We start from the raw sequence: 13,111 nt of genomic DNA on the forward strand, positions 1-13,111 counted from the left end.
TTTGCGGGCGAAGCGCTCATATAGGATCCATACGCTCTAAGAGGACCGCCATGCTGGAATTCGGCCAGAAGCCCGCCCCGTCCGACAGCCCGTCTGTGGGTGATCTCATCCGCGACGTCACCGAAGCGACCTTCATGAAGGATGTGATCGAGACCTCGCGCGAGATCCCGGTGATCGTCGATTTCTGGGCACCCTGGTGCGGGCCTTGCAAGACGCTCGGCCCCGCGCTCGAGGCCGAGGTGACGGCGGCGCGCGGCAAGGTCCGCATGGCCAAGGTCAATGTCGACGAAAACCAGATGATCGCCGCGCAGCTGCGCATCCAGTCGATCCCCACGGTCTATGCCTTCTGGCAGGGCAAGCCCGTCGACGGCTTCCAGGGCGCGATTCCCGGCTCGCAGATCAAGGAATTCGTGGCCAAACTCGCGACGCTCGCCGGTGACGGTGGCCTTTCCGACGCGATCGCGGCGGCCGAAGAGATGCTCGCCGAAGGCGCCGCCGTCGATGCCGCCGAAACCTTCGCCGCGATCTTGGGCGAGGAACCCGAAAGCGCGCCCGCCTTCGGCGGCCTCGTGCGCGCGCATCTCGCCATGGGCAATCTCGACCAGGCCGAGGCGCTTCTGAAATCCGCGCCGGAAAAGATCGCGAAAGCGCAAGAGGTCGAAGCCGCCCGCGCCCAGCTCGACCTCGCCCGCCAGGCCGAAAGCGCCGGCCCGGTGACCGAGCTTCTCAACCGCACGCTCGCCGCGCCCGACGACCATCAGGCCCGCTACGACCTCGCGCTCGCGCTGCACGCCGCGGGCAAGGTCGAAGGCGCGGTCGAGGAACTTCTCGAGCTTTTCCGCCGCGACCGCGAATGGAACGGCGGCGCCGCCAAGGCCCAGCTCTTCAAGATATTCGACGCGCTGAAACCCAACGATCCGATCGTGCTGAAGGGCCGCCGCAAGCTGTCGTCCATGGTCTTCGTCTGAGGCCCTATGCTCCTGAAGCCCGCAGACCTGCCTGAGGTGATCGCGCTCTTCCCGCTGCCGGGCGCTCTCCTCCTGCCGCGCGGGCGGCTGCCGCTCCATATCTTTGAACCGCGCTATCTCGCGATGCTCGACGATGTGCTGAAATCGCGCGAACGCCTCATCGGCATCATCCAGCCCCGCCCCGCCCCCGAAGGGCAAAGGCGCCTCTCGGCCATCGGCTGCGCCGGTCGCCTTACCTCGTTCAACGAGACCGAGGATGGCCGCTACATGATCGCGCTGTCCGGCATAAGCCGCTTCCGCCTGACCCGCGAAGTCACCGGCTTCACCCCCTACCTCCGCGCCGAGATCAGCTGGCAAGGGTTCGAGCGTGACCTTGGCCAACCAGAGACCGACGAACGGTTCGACCGCCCCGCCTTCCTCGATCTCCTCCGCCGCTTCTTCACCCAGAAGAAGCTCGCCACCGACTGGGAGGGGCTGGAAGATGCGCCTGACGAGGTCTTGATCAACGCGCTCGCCATGCTCTGCCCCTTCGACCACGAGGACAAGCAGGCGCTACTCGAGGCGCCGACCCTGCCCCTCAGACGCGAAACCCTGCAAATGCTGATCGAATTCGCACTCCGCGCCGACGGGGAAGGACAGTTGCAATGACCGACCGCCCCGAGTTCGACCGCCGCATGCTGGAAGCCCTCGTTTGCCCGCTGACGCAGGCGCCGCTGAAATACGATGCCGAGCGGCAGGAACTGATCTCGACCTCCGGCAAACTCGCCTTCCCGATCCGCGAAGGCATCCCGATCATGCTGGTGGATGAAGCGCGCGAGATCGGGTGAGAGGCGGGGCTTTCCAATCCGCTCACTGCCCTTCTGCCCCTCAGGCCCATTCGATCCTACCGTCCGGAGTCGAGTGCAAGCATCACAAACCCTGTCAGGACTGGACCCGGTAGACCTTCGAGACGATGCGCCACGCTCCTTCGTGGCGGACAAGGGTCAGCAGGTCGTCAAAACGCATTCCCGCCCAATCATCCTCGACATGCGCGACCGCAATGTCACCGTGAACCGCAAGGCTGCGAATCGACCAGGAAACGTTTGCCGCACCACTCGCCGCCTCCTCGCACATACGAATGAACGCATCGCGAGAATTCCAGAGAAGTTCGCCATCGAAGTGACCCACTTCGCTCGCCTTCTCGAAGAATATCCGCTCAAGCGCGGGACGATCGCCCGCGGTCATGGCCGTCACGTAGGTGTGGACGACGTCGACGATGGCAGCGACAGTTTCTTGGTCGGTCATGGCTTCATTTCCCCCTGCGCGCGAGCCCCTCAGGTGTGAAGACCCGACAAGACGCTCACCAGAAAGCGCACATCAAAAGCGCCTCTTCGATGGCCATGCTACGCTTGAAACCGCTCAGGTCCCAAACATTCTTTATTCCGGCTCACATTGGTGCGCAGAAACGAACGGACGTTCGGGCAAACCCATTTACCCATCCATACCCGGCGCCAGCGCGGTCACGTCGAACCGCCGCCAGCTTCGATCCCGCTGAGAAGGCCCTCGGCCCAAGCTCCCTAAAGGTCGGCGGACGCCTTGATATGCGCCCTGATCTTCTTCATCGCCCAGTCGTAGTGGCTCGACGTGGCCGAGACGCAGTAGGACCCGAGCGTCGTCGTGCCCGTCCAGGTGAGAACCCCTTTCCTGAACAACTCCTCATTGCTGAACTGCCCGAGCGCCGCCATGACCTTGTGATGGCTCTCTTCGAGCAATCGCATCGCCTCCTCGCAAGGCGTGCTCAGGTGCTTGCGCCAGATCTCCACGTTCATGTCGCCGTAGGTCTTCCAGTTGTAGGGCGCGGGAATGAAGGGTCTGTTCTCTCCGGCCCGGTTCGACGCGATCCAGTTGAGCAGAAGCTGGTCCCACTCATACAGGTGCACGAGAATGTCGCGCAGGTTCCTGTCGCGCGCCCAGTGGGCTTCCTTGCCCACAAAGCCCGGACCATAGAAGAGCGGCGCCGCGCGCACTGCCGGGTTCATCGAAGAGATCAGTTTGAGGAGCTTCCCGAACTGCGTGTCTGCCGCCTCGATCAGTTCGGTCTTGGTCGTCGGTCGGGCCATGGGGCTATCGTACCTCTGGTCATTGCTGGCGCGTCAATCGAGCCCTTAGCACGTTTTGCGCGATTCCGGCAGGCGGCACGCTGCCAAAGCTTGTGGCACTTTACGCCGCATCATACCGGAACATATTGATCTTGTTAGATATTACTGGCCAGCGTTGCCTGAGGCCTGCCGCGCGCCGAATGCCACGGCCAAAGCCCAGGCTCCCGCGATGGGGACCGTCCCACAGGCAAATCCCGGGTGACGGGCTACAACGACTGTCCCGCCAGCAGCTTCGCTGTCTGCCCCGTGAGGCCTGCCGCCTGCCGCATGAAGGCGCGGCGCAGGGGGGCGATACGGTTCACGAGGCCGAGGCCCATGTCGCGGCCGGTGCGCAGGAGAGAATTGTCGTTCGAAAAGATACCGTTCACCGCATCCATGCCGAGTGCGAGCGTCGTGGCGTCGAACCGCCGCCAGCTCTGATAGCGTTCCAGCACGTCTTCGGCGCCGATATCCTCGCCCCGGCGGTGGGCATTCACCAGCACTTCGGCCAGTGCCGCCACGTCGCGCAGCCCGAGGTTCAGCCCCTGTCCGGCAATCGGATGGACGCCATGCGCAGCATCGCCCACCAGCGCCAGCCGGGGCGCGACATAGCGTTCGGCAAGCGTCAGGGTCAGCGGATAGGAAAAGCGCGGACCGGCCAGCGAAATCTCGCCAAGGAACGTTCCGAAGCGCGGGCGGAGGAGGTCGAGGAACCCTTCGTCATCCAGCGCCGCGATGGCGCGGGCGCTCTCTTCCCGCTCGCTCCAGACGATGGACGACCGGTTGCCGGTCAAGGGCAGGATGGCCAGCGGTCCGGCGGGCATGAAGAACTGATGCGCCTCGCCATTATGCGGGCGTTCATGGGCGATGGCGGCGACCAGCGCGGTCTGGCCATAAGCATGGCCGACCCGGCGGATGCCCGCGCGGGCGGCGGTGGGCGAGGCGCGCCCGTCGCAGGCCGCGATCATCCGCGCGCTCAGCTGCCGCTCGTCCGAGAGCGAGACGGTGACGCCCGCCGGGCCGGGTTCGTGGCCGGTGACGGTGGTACCGGGGATATGGGTCAGGCCCGGCGTCCTCTGCATCGCATCCAGAAAGGCCGCGTAAAGATGCCGGTCCTCGACCATGAAACCCGCAGGCCCTTCCTCGATCTCGGCACTGTCGAAGGTCAGCCGCAGGGGCGAGGCGCCTTCGCCCGGTCGCCCGTCCGAGGCCACGACCTTCAGCATCGGCTGCGCCTCTGCCGCCAGTGCGGGCCAGACGCCGATCGCCGTCAGGAGCCGTTTTGAGGCAATGGCAAGCGCATAGGCCCGCCCGTCGAACGCCGCCTCGGCCCGCGCCCGGGCCGGTTGCGCGTCGATGACCGCGACGGAAAGGCCCGCGCGGGCCAGCGCGAGGCCAAGACCCGGGCCGTTCAGACCGCCGCCGATGAGGATGACATCATGATCCATATCCCCTTATGGCGCGGCCCGCGCGGGATTGTCCATGCGCCGCCTTGCCGCTACCGTCATGGCGAAAGCGGGAGGGGCGGATGACCTATTGGCGGGGGATGAGCGCGGCGGAACAGGGCCGGGCGATCGGGCGCGGGGACCTCATCCCCACATGGCTCGTCGAGGACTATCTCGCAGCGATCCATGCCGACCCCGCCGCCGACCGGATCTATGCCCGCCTGACCGAGGATCGCGCGCTGGCCGAGGCGGAAGCTGCCGAGGCGCGGGCGAAGGCGGGCCTCAGGCTCTCGCCACTCGACGGCGTGCCGGTCAGCTGGAAGGATCTTTTCGATACGGCGGGCGTCGCGACCGAAGCCGGTTCGCAGTTGCTCGCGGGCCGGGTGCCCGGCCGCGATGCCGAGGTCTTGCGGAACGCGACCGCCATGGGCCTCGTCTGCCTCGGCAAGACCCATATGACAGAGCTGGCCTTCTCGGGTCTCGGCCTCAACCCGATGACCGCGACGCCGCCCAACGTGAACGACGCAGCCCTCGTACCCGGCGGCTCCTCCTCGGGTGCGGCGGCCTCGGTCGCCTTCGGCCTCGCCGCCGCCGCTGTGGGCTCCGACACCGGCGGATCGGTGCGCATTCCGGCGGCCTGGAACAATCTCGTCGGGTTGAAGACCACGCATGGCCGGGTCGCGAAAGGCGGGGTCGTGCCGCTGGTCGAACGGTTCGATACGGTCGGGCCCCTGACCCGCACGGTCGAGGACGCCGCCCTGATGCTTGCGGCGCTCGAAGGGACGAAGCCTGCCGATCTGACCGGAGCGAGCCTAAAGGGCGCCCGCCTTGCCGTGATCGAAACCGTTGCGCTGGAAAATTGCCGCGACACACCGCTTGCCGCCTTCGATGAAGCCTTGGCGCGTCTCAGCGACCGTGGCGCCCGCATCGAACGCGTTGCCTTCCCGGCCCTCACCGAGGCCTTCGCGCTTGCCGGTGTCCTTTTCACCACCGAAGCCTACGGCATCTGGCGCGAGGTGATCGAGGCCGCGCCAGACAGGATGTATCCCCCGGTGCGCGAACGCTTCCGTTCGGGCGCCCAGTACAGCGGCGCCGATTTCGTCGCCGCCTGGCGCCGCCTCCATGCGATCCGCACCGACTGGGCGGCCCTGGTCGCGGGATATGACGCTGTCCTCGCCCCGACGGCGGCGATCCTGCCGCCCGATGCCCGCCGGCTAGAGACCGATCCGGACTATTTCACCGCCGAAAACCTCTTGGCCCTGCGCAACACCCGCATCGCCAACCTGATGGGCCTGCCCGCACTGACCCTGCCGACCGCCACACCCGCCTGCGGGCTGATGCTGATGGGCCGGGCGATGGGGGAAGAGGCGCTTCTTCGCCTCGGGGCGGCGGCGGAGACCACCCTTTCCGCCTGAAGAGGCGAGGGGCGTTGCCCCTCGCGCTCCCCGGAGTATTTCGGGACAGAACGTGGGGAAAGGGGCGCGAGGCAGCACGCAGTTCGGGGGCAAGCGCCCCGGCCGGGGCCGAAAAGCCACAGGGTACGATCCCAAGCGCCGCAAAACCTTCGCTTTTTCTGGACCCGCACCGGGCCATTGGCTAGAGTCCCCGTCAAACGGGGCGCAACGACCCCGGCGATTGAGGCAAGAATGGCGTTTCCAGAGCGGTTTTCGAACCTGCCCGAATATGCCTTTCCGCGTCTGCGGAAACTCATCGACGCCCATCCCCCGGGCGGCGAGCCCATTGCCATGACCATCGGCGAGCCGCGCCATCCGATGCCGCCCTTCGTGGGCGAGGTCATGAACGACCATCTCTCCGAATTCTCGCTCTACCCGCCGAACGAGGGCGCGCCCGAGCTTCTGGCCGCCATCTCCGCCTGGATCGCGCGGCGCTACGGCGCCGCCGTAACACCCGACCGGATCATGGCGCTGAACGGCACGCGCGAGGGGCTCTTCGATGCCTGCCTCGCCCTTTGCCCCGAGGCGAAGGGTGGCCGACCCGCCGTCCTGATGCCGAACCCGTTCTATCAGCCCTATGCGGCGGCCGCGCTTTCGGTGGGCGCCGAGCCCATCTTCGTGCCCGCGACGGCCGCGACCGGTTTTCTGCCCGATTACGAAAGCCTCTCGCCCGATATTCTGAAACGCACGGCACTTGTCTATCTCTGCTCGCCCGCCAATCCGCAGGGCGCCGTCGCGCCGCGCGCCTATCTGGAAACGCTCCTCGCGCTCGCAGAGACCTACGGGTTCACGCTTCTCTCTGACGAGTGCTATTCTGAAATCTGGCGCACGGCGCCCCCAACTGGCGCGCTTGATGTGGCGGCGAAACTCGGCACCGACCCCGAACGGGTTGCGGTCTTTCATTCCCTGTCGAAACGGTCGAACCTCGCCGGTCTCAGGTCAGGCTTCGTCGCGGGCGGGTCCGAGGCGATCCGCCGTTTCCGCCAGCTCCGCGCCTATGGCGGCGCGCCGCTGCCGCTGCCGATCCAGAGGGTCAGCGCGCGCGCCTGGGCCGACGAGGCGCATGTCGATGAAAACCGCGCGCTCTATCAGGAAAAGTTCAAGATCGCCGACGAGGTCTTTGCCGGGATCCAGGGCTACAAAGGCCCGGAAGGCGGCTTCTTCCTCTGGCTTCCGGTCGAGGATGGCGAGCAGGCGGCGCTGAAGGCTTGGAAAGAAACCGGCGTCCGGGTGCTGCCCGGCGCCTATCTCGCCCGCGAGGTGGCGGGCGACAATCCCGGCAGGGGCTATATCCGCGTGGCCATGGTCGCGCCAAAGGAAGACATGCGGCAGGGGCTCAGGCGGCTCCGCGACTGCATTTACAGGTAGGGACGGTTCGTATGGCATCTTATCAGGCACGCAGGCGCGATCCTCTGGTCGACCAGAAGACCCAGGCCGCGATCGAACGGCGCGGGAAAGAGCTGATGGGCGCCGCCCTTCTTGGCCTTGGCCTCGTCGTGGGTCTGATGCTGGTGAGTTATTCGCCGGACGATCCAAGCTGGTTCACTGCCTCCGATCAGCCGGTGCAGAACCTTCTCGGCCGGATCGGCGCCGCCATCGCCGCGCCGCTTTACGTGATCGCCGGACGCGGCGCCTGGGGCGTGGCGCTCGTGCTTGTCACCTGGGGGGTGCGCTTCATGGCCCATCGGGGCGAGGAACGCGCCATGGGCCGGGCGATCTTTGCGCCCATCGCGATTGCGGTCCTCTCCGTTGCCTTCGCCGCGCGGGAGCCGGGTGCCGACTGGAACCAGGTCTTCGGCTATGGCGGCATGTTCGGCGATACGGTCTTTGGCTCGCTCATGGGTGTTGTTCCGGCTTCTGGCAATGTCAGCTTCGCGATGACCGGGCTGCTGCTGATGGCGCTGGCCATGGCCATGATGCTCTTCGTTCTGGGCTTCGACCGGCGCGAGCTGGTGCAGATCGGCCGCCGCGCCCTGTTCGCGACCATCCTCTCCTATGACCGTATCCTGCGCGCGCTGACGACCGGCGCCGCAATGTCGGCCCGCACCGCGCAAGGGCTGCAGGACAGGCACCGCGCCCGGCGCGAGGCCCAGGAGGCCGAGCGCGCCGCAGCCCTTGCCCGCTATTCGGCGAGTGCCGGATACGAGGCGGAAGCCGAGGATTTTGCCTCCGCTGCGCCTGCGGTGGGTCAGCGCCGTGCCTCGGTTCTCCGGGCGGAGCCGCGCTTCGGTGATGTCGGGGCGCAGCCACTCTCGGTCTCGCCGGAACCCGTGTCGGGCGGGCTCTTCTCCGGCCTTCTGCGCCGCTTCACCGCGGCAGATCCGGTGGATGAAATCGAGCTGGAACCGGAACTGGTCGAACAGGCCCCGTCCGAGATGATCTGGCAGACCGAGGCGCCAAGCGCCGAGCGCATCCGCTCGCGCATCGCCGATGCCGTGAAGGCGCGCGGCAGCGCTCCCTCGCCGTCCGGCCGGGTCGAGCCGCCTCTATCGAAGCCCTCTGTTCAACCGCTCGTCACTTCTCTGGCCTCCGCGCCTCTGGCGCCGGCCATGGAAGGTGAGCCGCTTGAGGAATGGGACGAGGCCGATGTGGACGCCTTCTCCATCGACCCCGACGCGAATTACGCGCCCGCGCCCGCCCGCCTTGCCCAGCCGGGCGGCTTTGCCGCGGCCGACGCCAAGCGCAGCGTCATCCGCCATTCCGCCCGCAAGCCCGCCCCCTCGCGCCAGGCCGAGGCGGAAAGCCAGCCGCGGCTGAAGTTCGAGGAACCGGCGGGCCCGGCCTACGAACTGCCGCCCTTGTCGCTGCTGTCCAGCCCCACCACGATCCAGCGCCACCAGCTTTCCGACGAGGCGCTGGAAGAAAACGCCCGCATGCTGGAATCGGTCCTCGACGATTACGGCGTGAAAGGCGACATCGTTTCGGTCCGCCCCGGCCCGGTCGTCACCATGTACGAACTCGAACCCGCCCCGGGCCTCAAGGCCTCCCGCGTCATCGGCCTGGCCGACGATATCGCTCGGTCGATGTCGGCCCTCTCCGCCCGCGTCTCGACCGTCCCGGGTCGGTCCGTCATCGGCATCGAACTCCCGAACGCCCACCGCGAAAAGGTCGTGCTGCGCGAGATCCTCTCGGCCCGCGACTTCGGCGACGGCAACCACAAGCTGCCCTTGGCCCTTGGCAAGGACATCGCCGGCCAGCCGGTCGTGGCAAACCTCGCCAAGATGCCCCACCTTCTCATCGCGGGCACCACCGGTTCGGGCAAATCCGTTGCCATCAACACCATGATCCTCTCGCTCCTCTACAAGCTCTCGCCCGAGGAATGCCGCCTGATCATGATCGATCCCAAGATGCTGGAACTGTCCGTCTATGACGGCATCCCGCACCTTCTCTCCCCCGTCGTCACCGACCCCAAGAAGGCCGTCGTCGCGCTGAAATGGGTGGTCGGAGAGATGGAGGAGCGCTACCGCAAGATGTCGAAGATGGGCGTCCGCAACATCGACGGCTACAACGGCCGGGTGAAGGAAGCCTTGGACAATGGCGAGATGTTCAAGCGCACCGTCCAGACCGGGTTCGATGAGGACACCGGCGATCCGATCTTCGAGACCGAGGAAATCGAGCCGAAGAAACTCCCCTACATCGTCGTCATCGTCGACGAGATGGCCGACCTGATGATGGTCGCGGGCAAGGAAATCGAGGCCTGCATCCAGCGCCTCGCCCAGATGGCCCGCGCCAGCGGAATCCACCTGATCATGGCCACCCAGCGCCCCTCGGTCGATGTCATCACCGGCACGATCAAGGCGAACTTCCCCACCCGCATCTCCTTCCAGGTGACCTCGAAGATCGACTCGCGCACGATCCTGGGCGAGATGGGGGCCGAACAGCTTCTGGGCATGGGCGACATGCTCTACATGGCCGGCGGCAGCCGCATCACCCGCATCCACGGGCCCTTCGTTTCCGACGAAGAGGTCGAGGAGATCGTGACGCATCTGAAGAGCTTCGGCCCGCCCGAATATATGTCCGGCGTCGTCGACGGCCCGGACAAGGAGGATGAGGCCGACATCGACCTCGTCCTCGGCCTCGGCGGCGGCGACGGCGACGATGCCTTGTACGATCAGGCGGTGGCGGTGGTCCTGAAGGACCGCAAGGTCAGTACCTCCTACATCCAGCGCAAACTCGGCATCGGCTACAACAAGGCCGCCCGGCTGGTGGAGCAGATGGAGGAAGAGGGCCTCGTCAGTTCGGCCAACCACGTGGGCAAGCGGGAGATCTTGGTGCCGGAGCAGTAGGGCCGCACTACACCTCTCCAACCGCGCACCAAGGGGTCGGCGTAAGGTCGCCAACCTTGCTAACGCCCAAATCCGAAGCCACAGATAGTGTTCACCCAACTTCTACGCCAGTTCTGCGGGGCCGAGGCGCGGACGCACGATTAACCTGCGACGGAAAAAAATTAACCTTATGGGTTGCGCTTGCGCGCCGCCGCACTATATTTGGCGTGAAGAGAACGGGAGAACCACTATGGCAACCACAGAAATCGGAAAGGAATTGCGGCGAATTCGCATCAACGAAGACGAACGACTGCTGGACATGGCGGAGAAGCTCGAGGTCTCGTCCGCCTTTATTTCCGCAGTCGAGACGGGAAGAAAGTCCCCGCCGGCCCGGTTCGAAGACCTCGTAATTCGTGTGTATCGTTTGGCAGGAGAGGCCGCCAATCGCGTCAAGCAGGCCGCCGACCGGTCGCGCAAGGCCTTCACACTTGAAGGCGATACAGAGCTTCAGCGAGACACTTTCGGGTTGATGGCGCGTCGCATGAATACTCTTTCAGAAGAAGAATTGAACCAGATCTTTTCTATCCTAAAGAAGGGAGAGGGTCATGACGATTGATCCGGATGACTACTTGGTGCCACCGATGAAGTGGAGTCAGATTGACGCGCGCGCCGCCGCCCTGCGCGACATGTTGAAGGTTGGCAATACTCCCTATCTAGATGTCGTTCGTATTGTTGAGAATGTCTTATGCAACCTCATGGAGGTGGCTGAATTCCAAATTGGAACGAAGCAAGAGATGGGCCGGGCTGAAGGGCTGACTTGCCCGCAAGGCACATTTATTCGTTTCAGGGAAGATGTGTACGAGCGAGCGTGCGAGGGCGATGGGCGTGCAAGGTTCACTTTCGCGCATGAACTGGGGCATCTCGCTCTGCACAAGAATGCTCCAATGGCCCGTGCTTCAAAGCGAGATGGTACACGCGCTTATATGCTCGCTGAACCTCAAGCAAACCGCTTCGCGGCAGCCCTTCTTATGCCGCGCGCGCATATCTTCGCCCCCGATGAGTCTGCCGACCTGATGACACGCTTCGGCGTGTCGTGGGAGGCCGCCAGCAACCGACTTTCCGACCTAAAGAACAAGGGAGAACTGTAAACGAAAGAGGCTCAGGTTGGCCCCTGAGCCCCAATCGAATTCTGCATCGTGCATGAGGGGCTCGACGATGCCGAGCCGATCAGCAGAAGAATTCAGTGCTTCGCAAACACTGAAGATAAGTCGATATTGCTGATTTGGCAAGATACGCCCTGCCGAAGGAATGGTAGCCTTGGAAAAGCACTCGCTTCCCCCGGCTCCCCCCGGTTTCCGGTACATCTTCCGCTCTGTGCGGAAATGCCCGGCGACCGGCCAGACGCTGTTCGCGAAAGCGTTCGGTCTGCGCGCTTGGCCAATTCTCATTCCTGAGTAAGGCCATCCTCAGATGAGGCTCGGGTGGGCGATGATCGCCCACCCAATCTGAAAATGCCAAATACGGAGAATCCAAATGGCAAAATCTACCTTCAAGATTGGCCGCAGCGCGACCACTGGGCGCTTCACGACGGTCAAGAAAGCTGAGCAAAAGAAGTCGACTCATGTGGTCGAGACAATCAAGAAGCCGAAGTAAGTGGAACTGGATGGGTGCGTGCAAGCGCGCACCCATCCATCCCGGTGTGCAAGGCGCGAGAAATCACGCACCCTACCTTCTCCTTGCGCGACGCCTTCGCCCGATTTCGGCGATATGACGAAATCGGGCCGCGCCTGCCTGCCCCCGGCAGGCGCGTAACCGCGCCCGCCCAGGCAGACGCGCCCCGATTTGGCACCGTCCGGAGTGGGTGGTTAACCCCTTGGCCTCCAGCTTGCGCCTCCAGCCAACCGCCCGGGTGTCCTGCCACTGGCAGGCCACCTGATCGGGCGGGGCGCAGCGCCGATGACGTGAACGCACTGGTGGCGCGGGCTGCATGCGGCTAACAATGAGATCAGTGACTTGGTCACTGGTCGGAAGGTTTGTGGGCGGCAATGCAAAAGCAAGGACTGCGGACCTACTACGCCATCTACTGGCGCAAGGAACCCGATAGTGTCGGGCGTCATGTGGAGGTTATGGCCCATGACGGCGATGACGCAATCGCGCGTCTCAAATCGGAGTTCGGCGAGGATATCCACGTCTTTGTCTCGAATCACGAGGGTGCGGAAAAGCTGCGCGGCGCCGGGGCGACGCCGCAAACATAGTCGGCATAGCAAGCGTAGGCCGGGCTTCAGCCCGGCTTACCCTCCTTCGCCGCCTTCACCCCTTTCAGATAGGCGATCCTTGCCCGCCGTTTCTCGGCATCGGAGGCCTGGTGCTCCGCCGCCGCCCGTGCCTCGTGCTCGCGTTCCACGAGCGCCAGCACCTCGCGGCGCAGGCTCCGTTCCTCCTCCTCCGCCGTCGGGCGGTAGCCCACCATCTCCGGCCCCGTCGCCACGCCCGCGAGCCGCGTCAGCATGAAGCTGCGCAGGACCCGGTTCATCCTGGTCAGGTGAAAGCCGCCCATGGCGCGGAAGAAGGCCACCACATCCTCGTCGAGCCTCAGCGTCAGCTTCACCTTCCGGGGAAGCGCCGGTTCGCGCAGCATCTCCTGCCAGTCGCGCGGGATGCGGAGCGAGCCGTTCAGCCCCCAGCGCAGGTCGGCCTCCAGATCGCGCATCGTGCAGGCGAGGTCGTGATAGGCGATGGCGCGGTCGCGTTCGGCTTTGGTCAGGGCGGGCATCCGGTTCTCCGGCTGTTCTGGCGGCGGGCAGGATGGCGGGGCAGGGGGAAAGAAGCGGTGAAGGGCGCGCGCGATCCTGTCGGGACGGA

At 65.2% G+C, this 13,111-nt stretch carries 13 protein-coding genes; 9 read left to right on the top strand and 4 right to left on the bottom strand.

The window, feature by feature from the left end:
* The first annotated feature begins 50 nt into the window (after positions 1 to 50).
* Genes trxA through OU426_RS06855 form a run of 3 tightly spaced genes read left to right on the top strand, consistent with a single transcriptional unit; the run spans position 51 to position 1,795 of the window.
* Positions 51 to 968, top strand: coding sequence for a thioredoxin (gene trxA / locus OU426_RS06845; protein ID WP_267633185.1), 918 nt, complete (start codon positions 51 to 53; stop codon positions 966 to 968).
* 6 nt (positions 969 to 974) lie between these two features.
* A complete protein-coding gene (locus tag OU426_RS06850) occupies positions 975 to 1,616 on the top strand; it encodes an LON peptidase substrate-binding domain-containing protein (protein WP_267633186.1) in 642 nt (213 codons plus the stop codon).
* Positions 1,613 to 1,795, top strand: a complete 183-nt coding sequence (locus tag OU426_RS06855; RefSeq protein WP_267633187.1) for a Trm112 family protein — start codon at positions 1,613 to 1,615, stop codon at positions 1,793 to 1,795. The genes OU426_RS06850 and OU426_RS06855 overlap by 4 nt, the downstream gene beginning before the upstream one ends.
* Positions 1,796 to 1,889: 94 nt before the next feature.
* Here OU426_RS06855 and OU426_RS06860 read toward each other — a convergent pair whose 3' ends face one another.
* The 3 genes from OU426_RS06860 to OU426_RS06870 form a co-directional block, all read right to left on the bottom strand.
* Entirely contained in the window at positions 1,890 to 2,252 is a 363-nt protein-coding gene (locus tag OU426_RS06860; protein WP_267633188.1) for a nuclear transport factor 2 family protein, read from the bottom strand.
* 272 nt (positions 2,253 to 2,524) lie between these two features.
* Positions 2,525 to 3,067, bottom strand: coding sequence for a ClbS/DfsB family four-helix bundle protein (locus OU426_RS06865; RefSeq protein WP_267633189.1), 543 nt, complete (start codon positions 3,065 to 3,067; stop codon positions 2,525 to 2,527).
* Positions 3,068 to 3,312: 245 nt separating this feature from the next.
* Positions 3,313 to 4,533, bottom strand: a complete 1,221-nt coding sequence (locus OU426_RS06870; RefSeq protein ID WP_267633190.1) for an FAD-dependent monooxygenase — start codon at positions 4,531 to 4,533, stop codon at positions 3,313 to 3,315.
* Positions 4,534 to 4,613: 80 nt separating this feature from the next.
* On the opposite strand from OU426_RS06870, the gene OU426_RS06875 reads away from it, so the two are divergent.
* From OU426_RS06875 to OU426_RS06900, 6 genes are all read left to right on the top strand, one after another.
* On the top strand, positions 4,614 to 5,945 hold the full coding sequence (locus OU426_RS06875; RefSeq protein WP_267633191.1) for an amidase: 1,332 nt from the start codon (positions 4,614 to 4,616) through the stop codon (positions 5,943 to 5,945).
* Between the two features lie 231 nt (positions 5,946 to 6,176).
* Positions 6,177 to 7,352 carry an aminotransferase class I/II-fold pyridoxal phosphate-dependent enzyme gene (locus OU426_RS06880; RefSeq protein ID WP_267633192.1) on the top strand — a complete coding sequence of 392 codons (1,176 nt, stop codon included), beginning with the start codon at positions 6,177 to 6,179 and terminating at the stop codon, positions 7,350 to 7,352.
* 11 nt (positions 7,353 to 7,363) lie between these two features.
* A complete protein-coding gene (locus OU426_RS06885) occupies positions 7,364 to 10,270 on the top strand; it encodes a DNA translocase FtsK (RefSeq protein WP_267633193.1) in 2,907 nt (968 codons plus the stop codon).
* 229 nt (positions 10,271 to 10,499) lie between these two features.
* Entirely contained in the window at positions 10,500 to 10,865 is a 366-nt protein-coding gene (locus OU426_RS06890) for a helix-turn-helix domain-containing protein (RefSeq protein ID WP_267633194.1), read from the top strand.
* The gene (locus OU426_RS06895) at positions 10,855 to 11,397 is read left to right on the top strand and encodes an ImmA/IrrE family metallo-endopeptidase (RefSeq protein WP_267633195.1); all 543 of its coding nucleotides are present in this window, start codon (positions 10,855 to 10,857) and stop codon (positions 11,395 to 11,397) included. Before OU426_RS06890 ends, OU426_RS06895 begins: the two co-directional genes overlap by 11 nt.
* A gap of 897 nt (positions 11,398 to 12,294) precedes the next feature.
* Positions 12,295 to 12,504 (top strand): hypothetical protein, encoded by a 210-nt coding sequence (locus OU426_RS06900; protein ID WP_267633196.1) that lies wholly within the window; start codon positions 12,295 to 12,297, stop codon positions 12,502 to 12,504.
* A gap of 26 nt (positions 12,505 to 12,530) precedes the next feature.
* Here the strand turns inward: OU426_RS06900 and OU426_RS06905 are convergent, their stop codons facing one another.
* Positions 12,531 to 13,022 (bottom strand): BrnA antitoxin family protein, encoded by a 492-nt coding sequence (locus OU426_RS06905; RefSeq protein ID WP_267633197.1) that lies wholly within the window; start codon positions 13,020 to 13,022, stop codon positions 12,531 to 12,533.
* Positions 13,023 to 13,111 lie beyond the last annotated feature (89 nt).

Origin of the sequence: Frigidibacter sp. RF13 (assembly GCF_026626305.1) — a bacterium.
GTDB lineage: Bacteria > Pseudomonadota > Alphaproteobacteria > Rhodobacterales > Rhodobacteraceae > TMP-24.